This window comes from Lutimaribacter saemankumensis, from assembly GCF_900100005.1.
Taxonomy (GTDB): Bacteria; Pseudomonadota; Alphaproteobacteria; order Rhodobacterales; family Rhodobacteraceae; genus Lutimaribacter; species Lutimaribacter saemankumensis.
Genome location: NZ_FNEB01000013.1, coordinates 13,645 through 36,379 on the forward strand (window position 1 = coordinate 13,645; position 22,735 = coordinate 36,379).

General features: G+C 62.3%; 19 protein-coding genes and 1 pseudogene. 8 read left to right on the forward strand and 12 right to left on the reverse strand.

Features of this window, described 5'->3' with window-relative positions; all coding sequences use genetic code 11:
* Positions 1 to 47 precede the first annotated feature (47 nt).
* A complete protein-coding gene (locus BLT50_RS17460) occupies positions 48 to 1,019 on the forward strand; it encodes an efflux RND transporter periplasmic adaptor subunit (protein ID WP_090030363.1) in 972 nt (323 codons plus the stop codon).
* Positions 1,012 to 4,230 (forward strand): efflux RND transporter permease subunit, encoded by a 3,219-nt coding sequence (locus BLT50_RS17465; protein WP_090030366.1) that lies wholly within the window; start codon positions 1,012 to 1,014, stop codon positions 4,228 to 4,230. The genes BLT50_RS17460 and BLT50_RS17465 overlap by 8 nt, the downstream gene beginning before the upstream one ends.
* 4 nt (positions 4,231 to 4,234) lie before the next feature.
* On the opposite strand, the gene BLT50_RS17470 is transcribed toward BLT50_RS17465, so the two are convergent.
* Together BLT50_RS17470 and BLT50_RS17475 are read right to left on the reverse strand one after the other, a co-directional pair.
* Positions 4,235 to 6,025 (reverse strand): TRAP transporter permease, encoded by a 1,791-nt coding sequence (locus tag BLT50_RS17470; protein WP_090030368.1) that lies wholly within the window; start codon positions 6,023 to 6,025, stop codon positions 4,235 to 4,237.
* Positions 6,026 to 6,097: 72 nt separating this feature from the next.
* Entirely contained in the window at positions 6,098 to 7,057 is a 960-nt protein-coding gene (locus BLT50_RS17475; RefSeq protein ID WP_090030371.1) for a TAXI family TRAP transporter solute-binding subunit, read from the reverse strand.
* Positions 7,058 to 7,209: 152 nt separating this feature from the next.
* On the opposite strand from BLT50_RS17475, the gene BLT50_RS17480 reads away from it, so the two are divergent.
* From BLT50_RS17480 to BLT50_RS17495, 4 genes are all read left to right on the forward strand, one after another.
* Complete coding sequence (locus BLT50_RS17480; protein ID WP_090030374.1) at positions 7,210 to 8,202, forward strand: TRAP transporter substrate-binding protein; 993 nt, start codon at positions 7,210 to 7,212, stop codon at positions 8,200 to 8,202.
* 69 nt (positions 8,203 to 8,271) lie between these two features.
* A complete protein-coding gene (locus BLT50_RS17485; protein WP_090030376.1) occupies positions 8,272 to 8,769 on the forward strand; it encodes a TRAP transporter small permease in 498 nt (165 codons plus the stop codon).
* The gene (locus tag BLT50_RS17490; protein ID WP_090030379.1) at positions 8,766 to 10,040 is read left to right on the forward strand and encodes a TRAP transporter large permease; all 1,275 of its coding nucleotides are present in this window, start codon (positions 8,766 to 8,768) and stop codon (positions 10,038 to 10,040) included. The genes BLT50_RS17485 and BLT50_RS17490 overlap by 4 nt, the downstream gene beginning before the upstream one ends.
* A 10-nt stretch (positions 10,041 to 10,050) precedes the next feature.
* Positions 10,051 to 10,920, forward strand: coding sequence for an isocitrate lyase/PEP mutase family protein (locus BLT50_RS17495; RefSeq protein WP_090030381.1), 870 nt, complete (start codon positions 10,051 to 10,053; stop codon positions 10,918 to 10,920).
* Between the two features lie 51 nt (positions 10,921 to 10,971).
* Here BLT50_RS17495 and BLT50_RS17500 read toward each other — a convergent pair whose 3' ends face one another.
* Genes BLT50_RS17500 through ectA form a run of 4 tightly spaced genes read right to left on the reverse strand, consistent with a single transcriptional unit; the run spans position 10,972 to position 14,666 of the window.
* Positions 10,972 to 12,396, reverse strand: coding sequence for an aspartate kinase (locus BLT50_RS17500; protein ID WP_090030383.1), 1,425 nt, complete (start codon positions 12,394 to 12,396; stop codon positions 10,972 to 10,974).
* Between the two features lie 3 nt (positions 12,397 to 12,399).
* Positions 12,400 to 12,801: an ectoine synthase gene (locus BLT50_RS17505; RefSeq protein WP_090030385.1), complete on the reverse strand. Its 402-nt coding sequence runs from the start codon at positions 12,799 to 12,801 to the stop codon at positions 12,400 to 12,402.
* A gap of 5 nt (positions 12,802 to 12,806) precedes the next feature.
* Positions 12,807 to 14,102 carry a diaminobutyrate--2-oxoglutarate transaminase gene (gene ectB, locus BLT50_RS17510; protein WP_090030388.1) on the reverse strand — a complete coding sequence of 432 codons (1,296 nt, stop codon included), beginning with the start codon at positions 14,100 to 14,102 and terminating at the stop codon, positions 12,807 to 12,809.
* Between the two features lie 36 nt (positions 14,103 to 14,138).
* Complete coding sequence (gene ectA / locus BLT50_RS17515; RefSeq protein WP_090030391.1) at positions 14,139 to 14,666, reverse strand: diaminobutyrate acetyltransferase; 528 nt, start codon at positions 14,664 to 14,666, stop codon at positions 14,139 to 14,141.
* Positions 14,667 to 14,912: 246 nt separating this feature from the next.
* Here ectA and BLT50_RS17520 point away from each other — a divergent pair, with 246 nt between their 5' ends.
* Complete coding sequence (locus BLT50_RS17520; RefSeq protein ID WP_090030424.1) at positions 14,913 to 15,398, forward strand: MarR family winged helix-turn-helix transcriptional regulator; 486 nt, start codon at positions 14,913 to 14,915, stop codon at positions 15,396 to 15,398.
* Between the two features lie 23 nt (positions 15,399 to 15,421).
* Here BLT50_RS17520 and BLT50_RS17525 read toward each other — a convergent pair whose 3' ends face one another.
* Positions 15,422 to 17,128 carry an ABC transporter ATP-binding protein gene (locus BLT50_RS17525; protein WP_342706711.1) on the reverse strand — a complete coding sequence of 569 codons (1,707 nt, stop codon included), beginning with the start codon at positions 17,126 to 17,128 and terminating at the stop codon, positions 15,422 to 15,424.
* Positions 17,129 to 17,414: 286 nt separating this feature from the next.
* Positions 17,415 to 18,329, reverse strand: a complete 915-nt coding sequence (locus BLT50_RS17530; RefSeq protein WP_090030426.1) for a bile acid:sodium symporter family protein — start codon at positions 18,327 to 18,329, stop codon at positions 17,415 to 17,417.
* A gap of 131 nt (positions 18,330 to 18,460) precedes the next feature.
* On the opposite strand from BLT50_RS17530, the gene BLT50_RS17535 reads away from it, so the two are divergent.
* A complete protein-coding gene (locus BLT50_RS17535) occupies positions 18,461 to 19,345 on the forward strand; it encodes a 1-acyl-sn-glycerol-3-phosphate acyltransferase (RefSeq protein WP_139170565.1) in 885 nt (294 codons plus the stop codon).
* Between the two features lie 17 nt (positions 19,346 to 19,362).
* Here the strand turns inward: BLT50_RS17535 and BLT50_RS17540 are convergent, their stop codons facing one another.
* The 4 genes and pseudogenes from BLT50_RS17540 to BLT50_RS17555 form a co-directional block, all read right to left on the reverse strand.
* Positions 19,363 to 20,127 (reverse strand): CDP-alcohol phosphatidyltransferase family protein, encoded by a 765-nt coding sequence (locus tag BLT50_RS17540; RefSeq protein ID WP_090030398.1) that lies wholly within the window; start codon positions 20,125 to 20,127, stop codon positions 19,363 to 19,365.
* Between the two features lie 3 nt (positions 20,128 to 20,130).
* Positions 20,131 to 20,814 (reverse strand): phosphatidylserine decarboxylase, encoded by a 684-nt coding sequence (locus BLT50_RS17545; RefSeq protein WP_090030401.1) that lies wholly within the window; start codon positions 20,812 to 20,814, stop codon positions 20,131 to 20,133.
* A gap of 136 nt (positions 20,815 to 20,950) precedes the next feature.
* The gene (locus BLT50_RS17550; RefSeq protein ID WP_090030403.1) at positions 20,951 to 21,199 is read right to left on the reverse strand and encodes a hypothetical protein; all 249 of its coding nucleotides are present in this window, start codon (positions 21,197 to 21,199) and stop codon (positions 20,951 to 20,953) included.
* A 363-nt stretch (positions 21,200 to 21,562) separates the two neighbouring features.
* Positions 21,563 to 22,721, reverse strand: a pseudogene (locus BLT50_RS17555) (IS3 family transposase).
* Positions 22,722 to 22,735 lie beyond the last annotated feature (14 nt).

Genomic DNA, 22,735 nt, shown 5'->3' on the forward strand with positions numbered 1-22,735 from the left:
ATGCCACTACATCAAATTCAAAGTTTGGAATATTAATGAGGCCCGTCATGCGCCCTATCCCGGTTATCCTTCTGCTTGGCCTGCTGGCCAGCCCGCTTTGGGCCGAAACACTGACACTCAGCCCCACCACGCTGACCGAATGGAAGGCGATCTACGGCCAGGTCGACACCCGCGACCGCGTGCCCGGACGGGCGCGCATCGGCGGCATTGTCGACAGCCTGATGGTGACCGAGGGCGACCAGGTCGAGGCGGGGCAGCCCCTTGCCGTCATCACCGACGACAAGCTGCAATTCCAGATCGACGCGCTCAATTCGCGGCTCGACGCGCTGAACTCGCAACTTGCAACCGCCCGCGCCGACCTGGAACGCGGCCGGCAATTGCTGGATCGCGGCGTCATCACCACCCAGCGATTTGACGCGCTGCAAACCCAGGTGGACGTGCTCGAAGGCGAAATCGCCGGCACCGAATCCGAAAAACTGGTCGTCGAACGGCAAATCGAAGAAGGCCGCGTACTGGCCCCCGAGGCCGGCATCATCCTGAACGTGCCGGTGTCGCGCGGATCGGTCATCACCCCGGGCGAGGCCGTGGCCGAAATCGGCGGTGGCGGCGTTTTCATGCGCCTTGCCATCCCTGAACGGTTCTCCGCCGCGCTGGCCGAGGGCGATACGATCCAGATCGAAGGCGCGGATGGCCTGCAGGAAGGCCGCCTGGCCAAGCTCTATCCGCTGATCACCGGCGGGCGGCTGCAGGCCGATATCGAGGTCGAAGGCTTGGACGCCCGTTTTATCGGCCGCCGCGTCCCCGTGCGCCTGCCCGTGGGCGAGCGCGAGGCGCTTCTGGTGCCGGAATCGGCGGTCAGCCAGACCGGCGGGCTGGATTTCGTGACGATCGAGGATCATGGACAGCCCCTGCGCCACGTCGTGGTCCTTGGGCAGGAAATCATCCACGATGGCGCCGTCTGGCGCGAAGTTCTGAGCGGGCTTGAACCCGGCGATATCGTGGTGACCGGAAATGAGTGACGACAGCTCGAACCACAAGGGCCCGCTGGGGATCGCGGGGGCTCTGACCCGCGGCTTCATCACATCGCCGCTGACGCCCGTGATGCTCATCGCCGCGCTGGCCATGGGCCTGATCGCGCTGATCAGCCTCCCGCGCGAGGAAGAACCGCAGATTTCCGTGCCGCTTGTCGACATCCACGTGCAGGCCGATGGCCTGCGCGCCGAAGATGCCGTCAAGCTGGTGACCGAACCGCTGGAAACCATCGTCAAGGGCATAGACAACGTCGAACATGTCTATTCCGACACCCGCGACGACCGGGTGATGGTGACCGCCCGGTTCGAAGTGGGCGTGTCCGCCGACACCGCCATCCTGCGCGTGCGTGATGAAATCCTGTCGAACCTCGATCGCATCCCCGTGGGGATACCCCAGCCACTGGTCGTGGGGCGCGGTATCAACGACGTTGCCATCGTCGCGCTCACCTTCAGCCCCGCGCATGGGCAGGAGGCGGTCACAGCCGCCGACCTGACCCGCATTGTCCGCGAGGTCGAGGTCAAGCTGGCCACCATCGACGACGTCGGCCTGACCTACGTCATCGGCGCCACGGACGAGGCGCTGCGCGTCGCGCCCGACCCGGAAAAGCTGGCGCTTTACGGCATCACGCTGCAACAGCTGGCGGGCAAGGTGCAGGGCGCCAACAGCGCCACGCCCGCGGGCCTTCTGCGCGATGGCGGCGAACAGATCGGGCTGGTCATCGGGCAGACACTGTCCACGCCCGAGGAAATCGGCAATCTCGAACTGACCGCACGCGACGGGCGCACCGTCTATGTCCGCGACGTGGCCGATGTGTCCTTTGTCACCGAGACCGACGAACACCATGTCGCCACACTGCATCGGGGCGACGATGGCGCAATCACCCGCGCGCCTGCGGTCACCCTTGCGGTGGCCAAGCGGGCCGGATCGAACGCCGTGATCGTGGCCGAGGAAATCCTCCACCGGGTCGAGGCGATGCAGGGCAAGCTGATCCCCGACACCGTGCAGATCGAAGTAACCCGCGACTACGGCGAAACCGCCGACGAAAAGGCCAACGAACTGCTGTTCCACCTCGGCCTTGCCACGGTGTCCATCGTCGCGCTGGTGTTCCTGGCGATCGGCTGGCGCGAGGCGCTGGTCGTGGCCATCGTCATTCCCGTCACGATCCTTCTGACGCTCTTTGCGGCCTGGATCATGGGCTACACGCTGAACCGTGTGTCGCTGTTCGCGCTGATCTTTTCCATCGGCATCCTGGTGGACGACGCCATCGTCGTGATCGAGAACATCGCCCGCCACTGGGCGATGAAGGACGGGCGCGACAGGATGCGCGCGGCCATCGACGCGGTGGCCGAGGTGGGCAACCCCACCATCGTCGCAACCCTGACCGTCGTCGTCGCGCTTTTGCCGATGCTGTTCGTCAGCGGGCTGATGGGCCCCTACATGAGCCCGATCCCCGCCAACGCGAGCGCGGCGATGATCTTTTCGTTCTTCGTCGCCGTGATTGTCACACCCTGGCTGATGCTCAAGATCGCGGGCCGCGCACCGCTGCATCACGGCGAAGGCGAAGGCGGCTTCCCCGGCGGACGGCTGGGCCGCGCTTATGCCGCCATCGCGCGGCCGCTGCTGGCCGGAAAGGGGCGCAGCTGGCTGTTCCTGCTGGTGGTCGTGGTCCTGTCCTTCGGTTCGCTCGGTGCGCTTTACACCAAGGATGTGACCGTCAAGCTGCTGCCCTTCGACAACAAGTCCGAGTTGTCCATCGTGGTCGACCTGCCCGAGGGCGCCAGCGTCGAGGCAACGGATGCGGTGGCGCAGGCCGCCGCCCGCATCGCCATGACCCTGCCCGAGGTGCATTCCGCCCAGACCCATGCGGGCACAGCCTCGGCCTTCAACTTCAACGGGCTGGTGCGGCACTATTACCTGCGCCAGAACCCCGAGATGGGCGATGTGCAACTCAACCTCGAGGCCAAGCACCACCGCGACCGCACAAGCCACGAGATCGCGCTGGAACTGCGCGAGAAACTGGCGGAAATGGACGTCCCCGCGGGGACTGTCCTGAAGGTCGTCGAACGGCCGCCCGGCCCGCCCGTGATCGCGACCCTGCTGGCCGAGGTCTATGGCCCAGACGCCGAGACGCGCCGCGCGGTTTCGGCCCAAATCCGCGCGGTTTTCGAAGAGATCCCCTTTGTCGTCGATGTCGATGACAGCTATGGCGAACAGCCGCGCCGCCTGCGCGCGGTGATGGAGCCGTCCGATCTCGATTTCTACCGCGTGGCCGAGGCCGATGTGGCCCAGACCCTGCGCCTGCTCAACGGCGAGATGGTGGTGGGTTATTCGCATCGCGGCGGCGGGCGGCAGCCCATTCCCATCGTCGTCGCGCGTGACCGCGCCGAACGCGTGATGGACGCCACGACGCTGTCGACCCCCGTTCCGGCCAACGCCCTGCCCGGTGGGCGCGGCGTGGTGGAACTGGGCGACGTGGTGCGCGTCACCGAAGAGCGGGCCAGCTTTCCGATCTTCCGCCACAACGGCCTTGATACGATCATGGTCGCCGCCGAACTGGCCGGGGATTTCGAAGCGCCGCTTTACGGCATGATCGAAGTCGCCAACCGGATCGAAGCGATGGACTGGCCCGAGGGGCACAAGCCCGAAATCCGCCTGAACGGTCAGCCGACCGAAACCGACACGCCCGTCCTGCTGTGGGACGGCGAATGGGAGGTGACCTGGGTCACATTCCGTGACATGGGCACCGCGTTCGGCGTGGCGCTGCTGGGGATCTACATCCTTGTCGTCGCGCAATTCGGCAGCTTCCGCCTGCCGCTGGTGATCCTGACACCCGTGCCGCTGACCTTTCTCGGCATCATGGCCGGGCACTGGCTGTTCGGCGCGCCGTTTTCGGCCACGTCGATGATCGGGTTCATCGCGCTGGCGGGGATCATCGTGCGCAACTCGATCCTGCTGGTCGATTTCATCCGGCACGCCGACCCCGAGGGCAAGGTGACGGTCGAAACCCTGATCGAAGCGGGCGCAACCCGGTTCAAGCCGATCCTGCTGACGGCAATCGCGGCGATGATCGGCGCGGCCGTGATCCTGGTCGACCCGATCTTCCAGGGGTTGGCGATCTCGCTGCTGTTTGGGCTGCTGAGCTCGACCGCGCTGACGGTCCTGGTGATCCCGGCGATCTATCGCATCGCCAAGACCTGACGCATCAGAACAGGGCGGGGCCGAAGATCAACACGGCCCCGCCAACGCTCAGCCCCAGTCGCAATAGGGCGGGCGCGCGGCCGATCAGGCCAAAGGATATTGCAGCCAACCCCGCGCCGATCATCGCGAAAGCGAGGATCGCCGCGCCCGGGTTTTCGGCCAAAGCAATGATCTGCGGCTGCGCGATCATGCCCAACGGGATCAGGTAAAGCCCCACGCCCAGCGCCATCGAGGTTACGGCCACGCGCAACCAGTTTTCCCCGATCATCCCTGACGCGATGAAGACGGCCCCGCAGACGGGCGGCGTGATCGTCGACAGCAGCGCGAACCAGAACACGAAAAGATGCGCCTGCAGTGGCTCTAGCCCCAGTTCGATCAGCGCGGGCCCGGCGACGGACACGCAGATCACGTAGGCCGCGGTGGTCGGCACCTCCATCCCCAGAACAAGGCAGGCCAGCGCCGTCAGCAGCAGCGAGGCCCACAACAGCCCGCCCGACCCTTCCAAAATGACCGAGGTGATCTTGACCCCCAGCCCGGTCACCCCCAGCACCCCGATGATGATCGACGCGCACAGGATGATCGACGCGATCATCGCCACCTGTTTCGAGGCGGTCAGCAGCGCCTCGGCCACGCGCGCGCCGGTGCGGACCGCGTCGAAGCGCAGGTCGCCCCCGTTCAGCAACAGGACCGCGCCTGCGATGATGGCAAGGCACGCGGCGTATTGCGGGGTATAGCCAAAGGCGAACATGCCCAGCAGAAGAACCGTGAACGGGATCAGGAAAAACAGCGCCGTTATCACCACATCGCGGGTTGCGGGCCGGTCCTTTTCGTCCAGCCCGCGCAGGTCGAACCGCGTGGCATAGGCGTTGATCCCCACCCAGACCGCCCAGAAATAGAGGATCGCGGGCAGGAACGCGGCGGCGATGATCTGCGTGTAGGGCGTGCCGGTGAGCTCCACCATGACAAAGGCCCCTGCCCCCATCAGCGGCGGCATGATCTGCCCGCCCGAACTGGCCACCGCTTCGACGCCCGCGGCCAGGCGTTTGGGATAGCCAAGCTTTGCCATAGCGGGCAGCGTGATCGCGCCGGTCGAGGCCACGTTGGCGCTGGCCGACCCCGAGATCGAGCCGAACAGCGCCGAGGACAGGACGGAAACCTTGGCCGCCCCGCCCTTTAGCCGCCCGGCCGCGGCGGCCGCCACATTCATGAAACCCTGCCCGGCCTCGCCCGCGTTCAGCACCGCCCCGAAAATGACGAAGATCGAAACGACGCCCACCGACACCGCCGTCAGGCTGCCCCATATCCCCCCTTCGGCGATCACCATGGTGCCCAGGAACGACCGCAGCGGCGTGCCGGAATGGCCGAACTCACCGGGGATCAGGTGGCCGAAAAACGCGTAAAGCAGCGCGGCCAGCGCGACCATCGGCAAGGGCCATCCGATCACCCGGCGCGCGGCTTCGATCACCACGGCAAGCAGGACAAAGGACAGCCAGACCTGGAATTCGCTTTCCAGGAACCCGTACTGATCGCCCAGCGCGTCGGCGTTCCAGGCGATCCAGACGCTGCCAGCCACGCCGAGCGCGCACAGAACCCCGCCCGTGACGAACCGCCAGCCCGTTGCGCCGTAAAGGAATATCCACGGCAAGATCAGCGCCATGTGCAGCGGGCGGCTGACAAGGTTCGGCACCAGCCCCGAAAAGATCAGACCGATGTGATAGGCCACCAGCAGCGCCGCCAGCGCCAGCCACAGCACCTGCGCCCACCCGTGTTGCGCCTGATCGTCCGTCGTGCCCATGATCCCTGCCCCCTGCAAATCAAAGGCCGGGCCAATCGCGGCCCGGCCCCGTGTTTCCGCCCTGCCGGGCTGTTACATCTGGCCCTCGGTCAGCGCGATGCCGGCCTCTTTGTAATAGCGGATCGCACCGGGGTGGATTTTGCCGGTGATGGTCGACATCAGGCCTTCGTCCACGCCGGCCCACCAGGCGGCGCTTTCGGCCATCTTCGCCTTGTTTTCCCAGAAGGTCTTGGTCAGTTGATAGGCGGTTTCGTCATCCATCTTGGTCGTGGCATACGCGACGACCGGCAACGAGGTGGTGACGATGTCGGCATCCTGGCCGGCATAGGTGCCCGCCGGGATCACCAGCCGCGTGCGCTTGGTCTGGGCGACCTGATCGTCATCGAGCGACAGAACCGTGACCCCGGTCGAGGCCGCGGCCTCGACCACGTTCGGCGCGGGCCAGCTGCCTGCCGTCACGAACCCGTCGATCTGCCCGTTCTTCAGCGCGGCAACGGCATTCGACAGTTCTGCATCGGCGATGTTCACCTTGCCTTCGAGTCCGAAGAGGCCAAGGTATTTCTCACCCTCGCGCGCGCCAAAGCTGCCCTTGCCCAGAAGGATCGTCTTGCCTTCCATGTCGGCAAAGCTTTTGACGCCCGACGCCTCGGACATGACGAAATGCATCGTCAGCGACGGGATCGGGAACAGCGCGCGGATTTCGTCGAATGCCGGGTCGCCCTTGCCTTCGAACATTGCCTTGCCGCCTTGCGCCAGCCCCACAAGGCTGGGCGGCGTCGTGAACACGTAATCCCCGCCACGCGCGCGCACTTCCATCACGTTCTGGACCGAGCCTTGCCCTTCTTCGACGGTCACGATGATGTCGCCGCCCGAACCGGCCTTCATCGCCTCGGAAATCTGCACACCCATCTGGTAATAGGACGTTCCGGCCTTGGCCGACTTATAGGTGACGCGTGTTTCCGCCCAAGCGGGCGCGGCGATCATGGCACCGGCCGCCGCGGCACCGGCAATCCATTTCAATGCATCGAACATGTCAAATCCTCCCTGAGTTCGCCGGAAAGGAAACTACAGCGCCGCGCCATGGTCAATTCCCTGAACGGCAGGAATAGATCCGTTTGCACACGAATGGCTTGTCAGCAGAATTTTTTTCCGCAAATCTTTCCGGACAAAAATGGGAGGAGACAATGAACAAGTTCGTAACCGGGCTGGCCTCGGCCGCCTTTCTTGCTGCATCGACCCTGGCGCTGCATGCCGCCGACACGACGATGCGCATTTCGTTGCAACTGCCGCTGAAAAGCCACCTCGGCCAGAACCTTTTGATGTTCAAGGAAGAGGTCGAGGCGAAATCGGGTGGCAATATCGCGGTCGAAATCTATGACAGCGCGCAGCTTTACAAGGACAAGGAAGTGCCGCAGGCAGTTGGCTCGGGCGCGATCGAGGCCGGTGTCGCCTCGCTGACCCGGTATGTGGGCGATATCCCGATGGTCGACGTGTTCTACCAGCCGTTCTTGTTCGATACCGAAGACAAGGTGCGCAAGGCCGTGGCCCCCGACAGCCCGATCCGCAGTCCCATCGACGAGGCGATCAAGGATACCGGATCGACCGTGCTGTGGTGGCAGGCCTATGGCGGCGCGGTGATGCTGTCGAACGGCGGGCCGATCAAGACGCCTGCCGACATGGAGGGCAAGAAGGTCCGCGTTTTCGGCAAGACGCTGGGTGATTTCACCGAGGCCGCGGGCGGTGCGCCCACGATCATCTCGGGCTCCGAGCAGTACCTGGCCTATCAACGCGGCACTGTCGATATCGGCATGACCGGCGTTTCGGGCGTGCAGTCGCGCAGCCTGTGGGAAGTCATGGACACCATCACGGTGACCAACCACGCCGATATCGAGTTCATTGTCGTGGTCAACACCGACTGGTGGAACGGCCTGCCCGCCGACCAGCAAGAGATCATCGCAACGGCCGCCCGGAACGCGGAAAACGCCGTGCGCGACGAGATGTCGGCGATCGAGGCCCGCGCCTTTGCCGCGGCAAAGGAAAACGGCATGGCCGTCTACACCCCCACCGCCGAGGAAATCGCCGCGTGGAAGGAAGTGTCGCAGCCCGTCTACGATGCCTTCCTTGAAAAGACAGGCGATGCCGGCAAGGCGATGCTGGACGCTGCGTCGCAGTTCTGATCGCAATATGACACCTGCACACCGCCCCGCTGCTCATGCGGGGCGGTGTCTTTCGCAACGGGGGTGGGAATGCGTCTGATTTCATGGATCGAAACCGCGACAGCGTGGATCGCGGCGGTCTTGCTGGCCGGCACCGGGGTGATGCTGACCTACGAGGTCGTAGCGCGCTATTTCTTTAACGCGCCGACGATCTGGGCGGCCGAACTGAGCCAGCTGTTCCTGATCTGGGCCTGCCCGATTGCAATGGGTTGGGCGCTCAGCCAGCGCCGGCACATCCGCGTGACGGCCGTCACCGCCCAACTGCCCCCGCGCGGACGGCAGATTGCCGAAATCCTGGCGCTGCTGGTCGTCCTGGTTTTCTCGGTCGTCGTCGTGATCTACGGCTGGGACATCTTCTTTGACAGTTTCGAACGCGGGCGCACGACAGGGACCATGCTGGACATGCCCGCCTGGCTTCCCGAGGCGGCAATCCCTGCCGGTTTTGCGATCTTGGCCATCTCGTCCCTCGCCTGCCTGTGGCGTGCGGCGCAGGGCGACCTTCCCGGTGAGGAAAGGATCAGCGAATGACCGTCCTGACGATCCTCGTCGCGCTGTTCGCGCTGTTGCTGATCGGCGTTCCGGTGGCCTTTGCCCTTGGGATGCTGGGCCTCGGAATGCTTTATTTCGGTGGTTTCTCGCCCCTCATGGCGCCGCAGGCGATGCTGTCGACACTGGACGGCTTCATCCTACTGGCGGTGCCCCTGTTCCTGCTGATGTCGAACATCCTGTTGAAAGGCGGCGTCGGGCGCGACCTATTTTCCGCCGTTCAGGCCTGGGTCGGGCACTGGCCCGGCGGTATGGCGGTGGCGACGATCCTGTCCTGCGGCATCTTCGCCGCCATTTCCGGCAGTTCGGTCGCCACAGCGGCCACGATCGGCACGGTCGCCGCCCCGGAAATGATCAACCGCGGCTACAACAAGCGGTTCGTCTATGGCCTGCTGGCCGCAGGCGGCACGCTGGGCATCCTTATCCCGCCGTCGATCCCGCTGATCATCTACGGCTTCGTCACCGAGGAATCGGTGATTTCACTGTTCATGGCGGGGATCGGTCCGGGCTTGGGGCTGATCGCGCTGTTCATCGTCTATTCCATCGTATCCGCACGGTTTCTGCAGGACTACACCCCCGTCCCTGCCGTCAGCTGGGAGGAACGCATCCGCGCCAGCATGCGCGCTGCGCCGTCTTTCCTGCTGGCTCTGGTGATCCTTGGCGGCATCTATACCGGCGCCTTCACCCCGACCGAGGCCGCGGCCATAGGCTTTGCTCTGGCGCTGTTCATCACGGCGGTGATCCTGCGCAGCCTGACATGGAAGGCCCTGTGGGAAGCGATGGTGGATTCCATGGCGACCACGGTTGCGATCCTTTTGATCATCGGCGGGGCCAAGATATTCGGCAAGGCGATCACGCTCTACCGCATTCCGCAGGACATCTCGATGATGTTGTCGGATGTGGTCAGCTCCCCGCTGGGCCTGGTGCTGATCGTGTCGGTGGTTCTGCTGTTGATGGGTCTCGTGTTCGAGGCGCTGTCGATGGTTCTGATCATGACGCCGGTGCTGCTGCCTGCCGCGATGGGCATGGGGTTCGACCCGATCTGGTTCGGCATCTACATGGTCATCATGGTGGAATGCGCGCTGATAACCCCGCCCGTGGGACTGAACCTTTACGTCATACAATCTGTGACGAAATCCACGCTGGGCGACGTGTCGCGCGGCACGCTGCCGTTTCTTGCGCTGATGCTGGTGATGGTGGCGCTGCTCTATATCTGGCCCGATCTCGCGCTCTATATTCCCTTCAAACTCTGAGACTGATGACATGACCCAATCCCGCCCCGATGCCCTGCGCGCCCTTCTGGCGCAACCCGGCCTGATCACCATGCCTTGCTGCTTCGATCCGCTGTCAGCGAAGCTGATCGAACAGGCGGGCTTTCCGCTGACCTTCATGTCGGGCTTTGCCACCGCGGCCGCGCGGCTGGGTATGCCGGATACCGGCCTGATGTCCTATGCCGAGGTGCTGGACCAGGGCCGCAATATCTGCAACGCCGTGTCGATCCCGGTAATCGGGGACGGCGACACCGGCTATGGCAACGCGCTGAACGTCAAGCGCACGGTGCGCGGCTTTGCCCAGGCCGGGTTCGCCAGCGTGATGATCGAAGACCAGGTATCGCCGAAACGCTGCGGGCACACCGCGGGCAAATCCGTGGTCAGCCGTGACGAAGCCTATGAGCGCATCCGCGCCGCCGCCGACGCCCGCGCCGAAGGCCACGAGATATTGATCCTGGCCCGCACCGACGCGCGCCATGAACACGGGCTGGACGAGGCGATTGCCCGCGCGCAGGAATTCCGCCGCCTCGGCGCCGACATCCTGTTCGTCGAGGCCCCCCGCGATGTCGAGGAAATGGCCCGCATCTGCACCGAGATCGACGGGCCTTGCATGGCCAATATCGTCGAAGGCGGCCTGACGCCCGCCCTGCCGCCGGCAGAGCTGGAAAAGCTGGGTTTCAAGATAGCGGCCTACCCGCTGACGGTTATGGCCGCCGCGATGAAGGCGATGGCTGACGCGCTCGAAGCCTTCAAGACCGGCACGCCCGCCGCCGATACGTTGATGAGTTTCGACGAATTGAAGACGCGGATCGGGTTCGACGACTATTTCGCCGAGGAAAAGCGCTACGCCGCGTCCCGATAAAAAAGCCCCGGCGCTTTGGCCGGGGCGAAAGTCACATGACTGCAGTCGCGGTCACGCCACGCGCGGCAACTCGCGCGCCTGGTCTTCGATAAAGGCGCTGTGCAACGCCTTGATCGCCGGCTTCAGGTCTTCGCGGTCGAGGATATACTGAACATCCACGTTGCGCGGCCCCTGTGTCGCGCCGATCGATTCCAGGCCTGCATCGGCGATGGCCTGCAAACCGCGCGTCAGCACCGACAAACCGCGCAGATCGCGCCCGATGGCCGAGGCCAGCGACAGCGTCCGCGACCTGATTTCGGCAGACGGGTACTTGGCCGCCAGATCCTTTTCCACGCGGCGCATCGTCTTCAGCGAACTGTCGACGTAATGCGTGATCGTGTTCGCGTTCGACACTTTCGACACGATACGCACATCATGGCGCGTCAGCGTATCGAGGATCGCCGCGTCATAGCCTTTGACGCCCACCATGTCCTGTTCGAACACTTCGAGCGCGATGATGTCGAGGCCGGTCACGATCTCGACTGCCGCCTCATCTGCGGGTTGATCGTCGATCAGGGTGCCCGGATCATGCGGCTCGAACGCGTTGGTCACACGCAGCGGCACGTCGGCCTGGCGCAAGGTCTTGGCCGCCTTGGGGTGGATCGCCTCCATACCCATGTTAGACAGTTGGTCCGCCACGTCGTAATTCGTCCGGCCCAGCTTGCGCACTGCGTCTTGTCCCACAAGATTGGGGTCGGCCGACGATAGGTGAAATTCCTTGTGGATGATCGCCTCGCGCGCGCCGGTGAGGGCAGCCATCATCGAGAACGTCACCTCGGAATAGCCCCGGTCGAATTCACGCATCAACCCTTCGGCGCATTGGGCATACCCCGTCACGATCGGCATCTCGGTCATCGGATCGACGCCTTTCATCGCGGTCTCGATCCGCTCTTCCAGGGTCACGTCGCCCTCGTCGCGCCATCCGGACAGATCGACCAACCGCGCATCCACCCCTGCCCGCTGCAGCAGCAAGGTGGTGACGAAGGCGGAATGGGCCTCGCCCAGACCCGACAGCAATTCGCGGATCTGCAGCATGTGTTCGGCCAGCCGGAAATGCCCGTAGGAACACAGCCGCTGCAGGTCGATCAGGCAGTTGCGCGCCCCTTCGATCCGGTCGCGCACGAATTCGTCCGCGCGCTCGGTATCCGCCGCGCTGTCCAGAACCGCGCGGTGCGCTTCGACCATCGCATCGGCCACGCGGTCCAGCGCCTCGTGCCAGCCATGATCGGTGTCGGCATTCGCGAATTGCGCATAGACACCCGGCTTGCCGCTTTTCTTGTGTTCCAGCAGCAGGTTGGTGATGCCGCCAAAGGCTGACACGACGAAGATGCGGCCATACAGGTCGGCACCTTCGCGATCACCGATGAACAGCGTATCGCGCAGTTCGTTGACGCGGGACATGGACGTCCCGCCGATTTTCTCAACCGTATGGGTCATGGTTCAATCCACCAGTTCCTCGGGCGCTGCGTACGAGCCGTCTTCGCGATGAACCTCGTTGCCCGTCACGGGCGGGTTGAAGCAGCAGGCCATCCAAAGTTCTTCTTCGGCGCGCAGCGTGTGCTTGTCGTGCTGGTCAAGCGCATACATCGTGCCAGGCTTGATCTGGTGCGTTTCACCAGTCGCCAGATCGGTGATCGAGCCCTTGCCTTGCATGCAATAGACGCTTTCGAAGTGGTTCTTGTAGTGGAACGTGTGTTCCGAACCGGCTTCGAGCACGGTGATGTGAAACGAAAATCCCATCTTGTCGTCGGCCAGCAGCATCCGCACGGATGTCCACTGTGCGTCCGATACGACGCGGTCTTTTTCGTTCGTGGTGATGTCGTCGAAATCCCGGACAATCATTCTGCTTACTCCGCTGCCAATTTCATGCTGGTCGTTGCTTCGCGCGTCGCCTCGAAAAGGATATCGAACCCTTCGCGGAAAAGCGCGGGCGACGTGGTGAGCGGGGCCAGAACCTTGACCACCTCGTCATGGGCGCCCGATGTTTCGATCACCAGGCCCTTTTCGAAGGCACGGGCGCAGATATCGCCCGCAAGGTCACCGGAACCGACATCGACACCCTGCATCAGGCCGCGGCCTTTCAGCGTCGCACCGGGGATCAGTTCGGCCATCTGCTGCAATGCTGTGGTCAGCATGACCGACTTTTCAGCCAGTTCTTTCTGGAACGCGTCGTCGGCCCAGAACTTTTCCAGCGCGACACGCGCCGTGATGAAGGCATGCGTGTTGCCACGGAAGGTGCCGTTATGTTCGGCAGGCTTCCAGATGTCGTGTTCGGGTTTGATCAGCAGGGCCGCAAAGGGCAGACCCATCCCACCGAAGGATTTGGCCAGAGGCACAAGATCGGGTTCGATCCCCATCTCTTCGAAGCTGAAGAAAGTGCCGGTACGGCCGCAACCCGCCTGGATGTCATCGACGATGAACAGCGCGCCATGCTTTTTGGCGATGCGGGCGATGCCCTGCATGAATTCGGTGCTGGCCGCGTTCAGCCCGCCTTCGCCCTGAACGGGCTCGATCAGGAAGGCAGCCGGGGCATCGACGCCGCTCGACGGATTGTCGAGCATCTGTTCGATCAGCGCGAGGCTATCGACATCATCACCGAATGCGCCTTCGTAGGGCATGTGGGTCACGCCATCCAGCGCGCTCATGCCGGAACCGCCACGCTTGCCGGCGTTACCGGTTGCCGCGAGCGCCCCCATGGTCATGCCATGAAAGCCGTTGGTGAAGGCGATGATGTTCTTGCGGCCGGTTATCTTGCGGGCCAGCTTCATCGCCGATTCAACGGCGTTGGTGCCGGTCGGGCCAGTCATCATCACCTTGTAATCAAAATTGCGCGGCTTGAGGATGATGCGCTCGAACGCCTCCAGGAATGCGGCCTTGGGTTCGGTGTGCATGTCCAGAGCATGGGCAATACCGTCATTCTGGATATGCTCGATCAGCGCCGCCTTCATATCCGGGTCGTTGTGGCCATAATTCAGCGAAGAACAGCCCGCCAGGAAGTCGATGTAGCGATTACCATCGGCATCGAACATCTCGGAGCCCTGCGAGCGGGTGAACATCGCGGGCATGCCGCGGCAGTAAGAACGTGCTTCGCTTTCGCGGCGTTCGAAAATAGCTGTGTTGTCGGCTGACTTGTCAGTCGGCATGGGAATATCCTCGTGTTTGGGATTGTAGGGTCGCGATCAGGCGGCTTTCGCCAGCTCTTCGGGAAACTCGATCGTGACCATGTGCTCGGTGGCGTGCTTGCCATCGAAATGTTCGTCGCGGATGTAATGCGGCTCGTCGCTCAGATCGCCACCGATCATCCGGGCAAAGCTGCGGAACAGGCCCCAGCTTGCGTCATTGTCGCGCGTGATCGTGGTCTTGAGGCAGGCCGCCCCGTCGCATTCTTCGCGTTCGATCAGGTGATGCAGCATCTTCTTGCCAAGCCCCAGGCCGCGGGCCTTGGGGCTGACAGCCACCTGCCACACGAAAAACGCGTCCTGGTTGGGGATCATGTGGCCGGAAATCCAGCCCACGATTTCGCCATCCATCTCGGCAACGACGCAGGTGTCGCGAAAGTGCTCCGCCTGCACGATGTTGCAGTACATCGAATTTTCATCGAGCGGCTTGCAGCTGCGCACCAGCTCCCAGATTTCGGCCCCGTCCGTCGCTTCGGGTTTGCGCAGCCGGGGCATACGCGTTCGGGGCGGTGTCACATCTTTCGGCATCGGATCGAGTTCCCTCGCTTGTTTTGTTCGATTGTTAAAATAACCAGCAAGCAAACTATTTCAAGTCACAAAGTAAAATTCTCAAAGAAAGGCCGAATATTGCCATTTTTCCCGGAAATTTGCTTTATTTTTGTGAATTGTGTAAATTTGATGACCTTAGAAATCCGATGCACCAAGAAAGGAATGCTTAGGCGATTGAAGGATATGACAAAACTTGAGATGATACCTCTCAATGCGGAGGACTTGATGGACAGAACCGACGACAGCCTGATCGCCCTGCGGCGTATCCTGCGCGCGACCGAACTGTACGCGCGCGAGCTTGCTCATTCCGCGGGGCTTACGCCAGCGCAGCTGCGCGTTCTGCAAATCGTCGATGAAAAAAGCAGTGCAACTCCGAAAGACCTGGCCAAGCAGATGGGCGTCAGCCAGGCCACCATAACCGCGCTGGTCGACAAACTGGTCAGCCGCAACCAGGTATGCCGCGTGCCATCACAAACGGATCGGCGTCAAACCAACGTGACGATCACACCGGAAGGTCACGAAACCCTGGTAAACGCGCCGGATGCCCTGCAGCAGAAATTCGTCCGCTCCTTCGAGGCGCTCGAGGACTGGGAGCAAGCCATGCTCGTCGCAGCGCTGGAACGCATCGCAACGATGCTTGACGCCGAAGAGATTGACGCCGCTCCGGTGCTGACTACCGGTGAATTGCAGATGGGCGGCAGACGCATCTGAAATCCAGAAATGATCAGAACGCGTCAGTCCAGCAACTGCATTTCGTAAAGATCCTTGAACTTTTCGCCCTTGGCCAAAAGCTCGTCGCGTGTGCCGCGTTCGACGACGCGCCCGTCTTCGAGATAGCAGATCTGATCCGCGTGGATGACCGTGGACAGCCTGTGCGCCACCACAATGGTGGTCCGGCCTTCGGTTACACGCTCCAGCGCACTCTTGACCAAAGCTTCGGAATTCGCGTCGAGCGCGCTTGTGGCCTCGTCCAGAACCAGGATCGGCGCCTCTTTCAGAACCGCCCGCGCAATCGCCAGGCGCTGCCGCTGTCCACCGGACAGGAAAGCACCGTTTTCACCGATCTTCGTTTCATAGCCGTTCGGCAAGTCGCGGATGAATTCGTCGGCATGCGCAACGCGGGCGGCCTCGACCACTTCTTCGTCGGTCGCATCCGGCCGCGCGATACGGATGTTTTCGGCCACCGTGTTCGAAAACAGGAACGTGTCCTGACCGACATAGGAAATCTTTTCCCGCAGGCTTGCAAAACTTGCCGTCTTGATGTCGACGCCGTCGATCTGAATGGTGCCTTCCTGCGGGTCGTACAGCCGCAGGATCAGGTTCAGGATGGTCGACTTGCCGCCCCCAGACGGACCGACAAGCGCCGTGGTTTTCCCCGCGGGGAAATCGAGGGTCATGTCACGGATGATGGATTTTCCGTCCGTGTACGAAAATCCGACCTTGTCGAACTTTACATGCCCCGGACCATCGGGCAGCTCCACCGGGTTTTCCGCCTCGAGAAGAGTGATCGGCTTGTCGAGCAGCTCGAACATCATGCGCACGCCAGCCATGCCGTGTTCGATCGTGACACGCATACGCATCAGGCGCTTGGCGGGCTCATAGGCCATAAGAAACGCCGTCACGAAAGACATCAGCTGACCGGGTGAAGCAGGCTGCCCGCCGAAAAGGCTGACCGAACTGAGAACCACGACCGATGCGATCGCAAGCCCAGTGATCGTATCCATCAGGGGGGCGGTGGCGTTTTCCAGCCGGACGATCTTGTTGTTGCGCTTTTCGACATTGCGCACCGCCTGATCCATACGGTCGCTCATCACGCCTTCCAGCGAAAAAGTCTTGATCACGCGGACGCCGGTTGCAGTTTCCTGAACCACCTTGATGATCTCGGCGATGCTCTTGAGTTCCTGCTTCATCACCTCACGCACACGCGCAAGGATCTTTTGCACCCCGAACATGGCAACCGGACCAACGACAAGGCTGACCAGCGACAAAACGGGTTGCTGATAAACCATCACGGCGATCAGGCCGATCAGCGTCAGGCTGTCACGCACGACGCTTGTGACGATGACATCGATAACCGACCTTGCCCGTTGCGCGCTGTTCGTCACGCGCATCAGGATGTCGGAAGACTCGGTCGTGGAAAAGAACCCGACCCCCTGCTTGAGCAGGCGATTGTACAGGGTGGTCTGTTTCTCGGCGACGATCCTGTTGCCCGCACGCGCCATCAGCACCGCCTGCGCGAAAGACGCCAGCCCCTTGAACATGAAGGTCAGCGCAACAGCCGCCGCCACCCAATAGACACGCGCCCGGTTGTCCGCGTCGTTCATTGAGTCGACGATTTCCCCCATCAGCCAGGCGGTGCTGGCGGTCGTGAGGGCCACGACGATCATCGCCATGACGGCCAGCAAGTATCTGTTCTTGTGCTCGGGGATACTGTCGCGCAACAAACGCCACAAAAGGCTGTTATCCCGCGCGCTCTTCGTAAAAGCCGGCAGCCAGTTTTTCAGTAGCGACGCCATTCAACTCGCCTAACCGTTTCTTGGTCCCGCGTATCTAGCAAGGTTGTGGGGGACAGTCGATGCAAATCAGACACCTGAACCAGCCATCTCGGGATAGGGCCCCTGCGGCCTGGCGCCTGACGATTGATACCTGCAACCGCGACTTCCACTTCGCATGCCGGTTCGGGCAAGATGGGCCTCCGATGCAGCGGTTTCAAGGGAACACGCTCGATCAGGCGGGTTGCGTGCGCGCCATCATGCCGGCCAGCGCGATGCCGGAAATCGCATGCCAAATCCCCCAGAATGCTGCGACGACGGCCATACCGCCCAAGCCGCTGAAGAACCCGAAGATCAGGATCAGCCCCAGCCCCGAATTCTGAATACCGGTTTCGATCATCACCGCGCGGCGGTCGAAATCGGACAATCCCATGACGGACGCCGTGGCAAAGCCCGCACCAAGCGCAAGCGCGTTATGCAGAAAGACGAGAACGGCAACCGCCCCCGCGAATTGCAGGAACAGCGTCCAGTTCGCCGCAAGCGCCAGCACGACGAATGCCACGAATATACCCATCGACACGTATTGCAGCGGTGTACGCAACCGCGCGGTCAAGTCCGGTCGGCGCATGTTCAGCAGAACGCCAAGGCAAAGCGGCAACACCAGCATCACGCCGACCGTGATGGCCACCGATACCGGATCGATCGATGTTCGTTGAAGGATTGCGCGGGTCGGCGGGTAGAGACTGCCCCAAAAGGCGATGTTCAAGGGGGTCAGAACGATCGCCCCGACCGTGGCAAACGCCGTCATCGACACTGACAAGGCCGCGTTGCCACGCGCACGGTGGGTGATGAAGTTGGAAATGTTGCCACCGGGGCACGCCGCCACGAGGATAAGCCCGAGCGCGATGGACGGTTGCGGCGCCGTGATCAGAACAAGGCAGAACGTAAGCGCCGGCAACACGACAAACTGCGAGAACAGTCCGGTCAGCAATGGCTTGGGCGCATGGGCGATCTTCTTGAAATCGTCGGGCTTCAGGTCGATGGCGATCGAAAACATGACGACCGCAAGTACGGCATTGAGTATCTGCAAGCTTGTGGGGGAAAAGTTCAGCATCACCTCGTCGATGCCAGCCGCCGCCGGAGTGTTCATATCGCCGCTCCCTCCCATAATCGTCGAACTGTTGCGTCTCGACGTTGCGATAGCCTGTTTTACAAGCAAAATACTCCCGAGGGGAACTTTTGATGCAGTGCGGCCCAATTCCGCACGCAGGGGCAATGCCGGTGACGAAAAGAAAAAACGACAATCCCATGGACGAGTTGCTGCGTGCACGACTGCGCATACCGGAAGGCGCGGATTTTCGGCTGAACGCTTTGCGGCGGGTCATGGGAATGGTCGATTTCTTCAGCCGCAGCTTTGGTGGGCATGCGTTCTTCGCATTGAAAGAGGCCGAGCGCGTATTGATCGAACTCGACGGGCGTACCGGCCCCGAACTGGTGCGGGCGCTGCTGGCGATGAACGGCGGCACGCAGATCATACCGCATGGGCTTGAAAACGTACCGGCGCAGGGGCCCGTGGTCATCGGTGCGACGCATCCGATCGGAACTTTCGATTTCATCGCTCATGCGGGGGCTCTGCTGGACCGGCGGCCGGACCTGAAAGTTGTCGCCAACCGCGAGGCTGAAAGGTTTCTGGGGCGGGACTGCATCATTGCCGTCGATCTCGATCGAAAGGACAACGTGCTGACCGCCCGCCAGACGCGGGCGGGCATGCAGGCCCATCTTCACGATGGCGGCGCGCTGCTCGTTTTCGGATCGGGTCGCGTGCCGGGCATGACCGACGGGTATCTGATCGAGCCCCCTTGGCGCAGCGGCATCACCCGGATGTCTGCCGCCTGCAGTGCACCCATCGTGCCCGCATCAGCAAATCTAAGAAACTCGCACCAGTATTACCGAACCAGACGGCTGGCCCGCGCCATGTCCGGCGGCAACGACGATTTCGGACGCATGGTGGCGTCCTTGCGCTACGTATCCGAACTTTTGGCCAAATTGGGGGGGCGCTATGACGTGCATTATGGCCCGCCGCAGCCGGCCGGCACACCGCCTGAAAGGTTGAAAGCGCTGGCCGAAGGGCTGGTTCCCGGCCTATACCGGGCCCCCGCCTTGTAGCTGTGCCGACGGTTGGATCAGGCGAACAGCCTGCCTTTCGCCTGCACCAGCGCGTAGAGGATCGTCATCAGATACACCGCGTCCAGCGCGATAAGCAGGAACCATGGGCGGAAAAAGCTCAACCCGATCAGGATGATCGTCGAAAGGAAAATGACGACGATCAGGCGCGGCGGCACCCTGAGGGCCTTGGGAGAGATCGTTTTCAGGGTCGAGATCATCAGAACGCTGACGCAGCACAGCCAGATCGATACGATCACATGTGCGTCGTGCGGCTCGATCACGTTCGCCAGCGCCAGGAACGCCGGCAGCAAGGCAAGCAGGGCCCCACCGGGGGCCGGGACGCCCACAAGGTGACGGGTCGGAACCTCCCCCGGATCCGCCTGGCCCGACATCACGTTGAACCGCGCCAACCTGAGACTTGTCGCGACCGCGAACAGAAGCGCGGCAACCCAACCGAACCCGCCCGCTTCGGACAGGTGCAGCAGGTAGACGACGATTACCGGCGCCACACCGAAACACAGGAAATCCGACAGGGAATCAAGCTGCGCCCCCAACAGCGATGACGCCCCGAGCCGACGGGCCAGCAAACCGTCGAGACCGTCCGCAATCACAGCCATCAGGATCAGGAACACCGCCGTCGCAAAACTGCCCTCGATGGCGAAACGGATAGCCGTCAGGCCAAAACTCAATCCGACCAGCGTGACCATGTTGGGCACCAGCATCAGGACCGAAACCGGTCTCTGCTGGCCGTTGGATGTGTCTTCGCCCGTGTTATCGTCCATCGGTCACGACTCGTGCAATGAACCGGAGAGATCGGCGATGACAGTCTCGCCGGCCAGCATGGTCTGCCCGATGCGCACCATCGGCGTGGCGCCGTCTGGAAGGTAGATATCCAGTCGCGATCCGAAACGGATCAACCCGAAACGGTCGCCACGCTTCAGCGTGTCGCCTTCTTTCGACCAGCACAGAATGCGGCGGGCAACCAGCCCCGCGATCTGAACGACACCGTAACGCCGGCCATCGGCCATGGCGACGGTGATACCGTTCCGTTCATTATCGACCGACGCCTTGTCGAGCGACGCATTCAGGAATTTCCCGGGGCGATAGGCGACCTTTTCGATCCGCCCCTCGGCAGGAAGCCGGTTCACATGGCAATTGAAAACCGACATGAAGACCGAAACGCGCAGCATCTCGGTTTCGCCCAGGCCCAACTCGGCTGGCGGCACGGCCGGTTCAAGCATCGACACCACACCGTCCGCCGGCGACACCATGATATCGGGCCGCATGGGCACGACCCGTTCTGGGTCGCGGAAAAAGTAATAGACCCAGATCGTCAGGCCGACACCGATCCAGCCAAGCGGCTCCCACAGGAAAAACAAAAGCACGGCAATGCCCGCCGCAATCGCGACAAAGCGCCGGCCCTCCGGGTGCATCGGTTTGACAAAGGTCGAAAGCATTGAAACGGACATGGGCTTCCCGTCATGTTGATCTGCGCGTTCCTACCCCAGTAGGCAGGGGATGCAAACAGAACATGCGCATCTCGTCTGTGTGGCACTCTGTTGCACGATCACCAGTCAACTTGGCGCACAAGCATCGCTGCAGCAGTCAGACCCGCTTGCGGCGATGCCGGTTGAGTTCTGACGCGGCCGTGCGAAGGAAGCGCCCGGGCTTTGCCAGAGCTTTGCGAAAGGCAGTACCCGCGTCACCGCCCCCACAGAAAAGCAGGCGCGTTTCAACGTCGAAAAGCTCGTCCTGAATGTCCTGCATCACGGGATGGTCGTGAGAAAGCCCATAGGTCGTTGCATCCGCCCACCGCGCCAACAGCACATTTCGCCAGACCATCAGGATTTTCATGCGACGGGCACGATAATCCAACGCACCCAAGGATCGGGCCTGGAACGACGCACCCGTCCCCACCCGGTATTGCGTCAGAGGCTCCACACAGCAGGAGAAAACAAAGCTCAATGGGTTAGCGCACATCGGCTCCGGAAACAATCATCCCGATGGAAGCCAAGCCCCATGATCCAATAAGAATCAAACTGGATAAGACACGTCGGGCTGCTACACCATGGACGGGAGAAATCTTCGCGCCCAATTCAAGGTGAGTTCATCTTAGAAACTCTATCGATGTTCAGTCCCGGCATCTGGTAGTTCAGATTGATGGTAAATCTGCCCGGCTCTGGAGTCCAGGTGACCTGCCCCCCTTCGGTCCCTCGTTCATAACGAGAGTCTGCGGGTTTGATCTTGATAATCATGGGTTTCGGTTTGGGCAAGCGCGCCGGGCGCGGAGCCCTCAAATTGCTCAAGCGCTCGGCGCGCTTGCAGTGGCGTCTGGTTTCCGAGCGACGAATGCGGCCTGACGGCATTGTAGTCATATCGCCATAGCGCCAGCTTTCGCCGGGCATCGTTCAGGGTGTCAAAGATCTCCTCGTTCAATAGCTCGTCGCGCAGGCTGCCGTTGAACGACTCGATGAAGGCGTTCTGCTGTGGCTTCCCTGGGTCGATGTAATGCCACGGCACATCGTTCTGGTCGGCCCATTTCAGGATGGCCCGGCTTGTGAACTTCGTGCCGTTATCACTGACGATGCAACCTGGTTTTCCGTAGACCCTCACCAGCGCATCCAGCTCGCGGGCGACAAGGGCTCCCGAGATACTGGTGTCGGCCATGAGGCACAGGTTTTCGCGGCAGCAATCGTCGATCACTGCCAGGATGCGGAACTTGCGTGAAGCACCAAAGCTGTCCGACAGAAAGTCCAGCGACCACCGCGCATTTGGGCGCGCCGCCTCCGGCATCGGTGTGCGTGTGCCGCGGGCCCGTTTGCGGCCACGTCGTCGCTTCACCGAGAGACCTTCCTCCCGGTGAAGCCGATACAGCTTCTTGTGGTTCATGATCATGCCCTTGCGTTCGAGCAGGACGCCGATCCGACGATAGCCGAACCGACGTCGCTTGCCGGCAATCTCCTGCATCTCTTTGCGGATCTCGGGCAATCCGGCGGGCGTTCGCGCCGGACCGTCTTTGGATCGACACCGACAAGCCGGCAGGCCCGGCGCTGCGAGATGTCGTGATCCCGCATCGCTCTGAGCGCTGCCTCTCGCCGCTTGGTCAGCGTCGTCAGTTCTTTCCCAGAAGATCTTTCAGGACCACGTTGTCGAGCATCGTATCGGCCAGCAGGCGCTTGAGCTTGGTGTTCTCGTCTTCCAGCGCCTTCAGTCGGACGGCTTCCGACACCTCCATGCCGCCGTATTTGGCTTTCAGCTTGTAAAACGTGGAAGGGCTCAGCCCGTGACGACGGCACACTTCGGCCGTCGGCATGCCCGCCTCTTGCTCCTTGATCATCCCGATAATCTGCACCTCGGTAAAACGGCTCTTTCGCATTCGTCTGCTCCTTC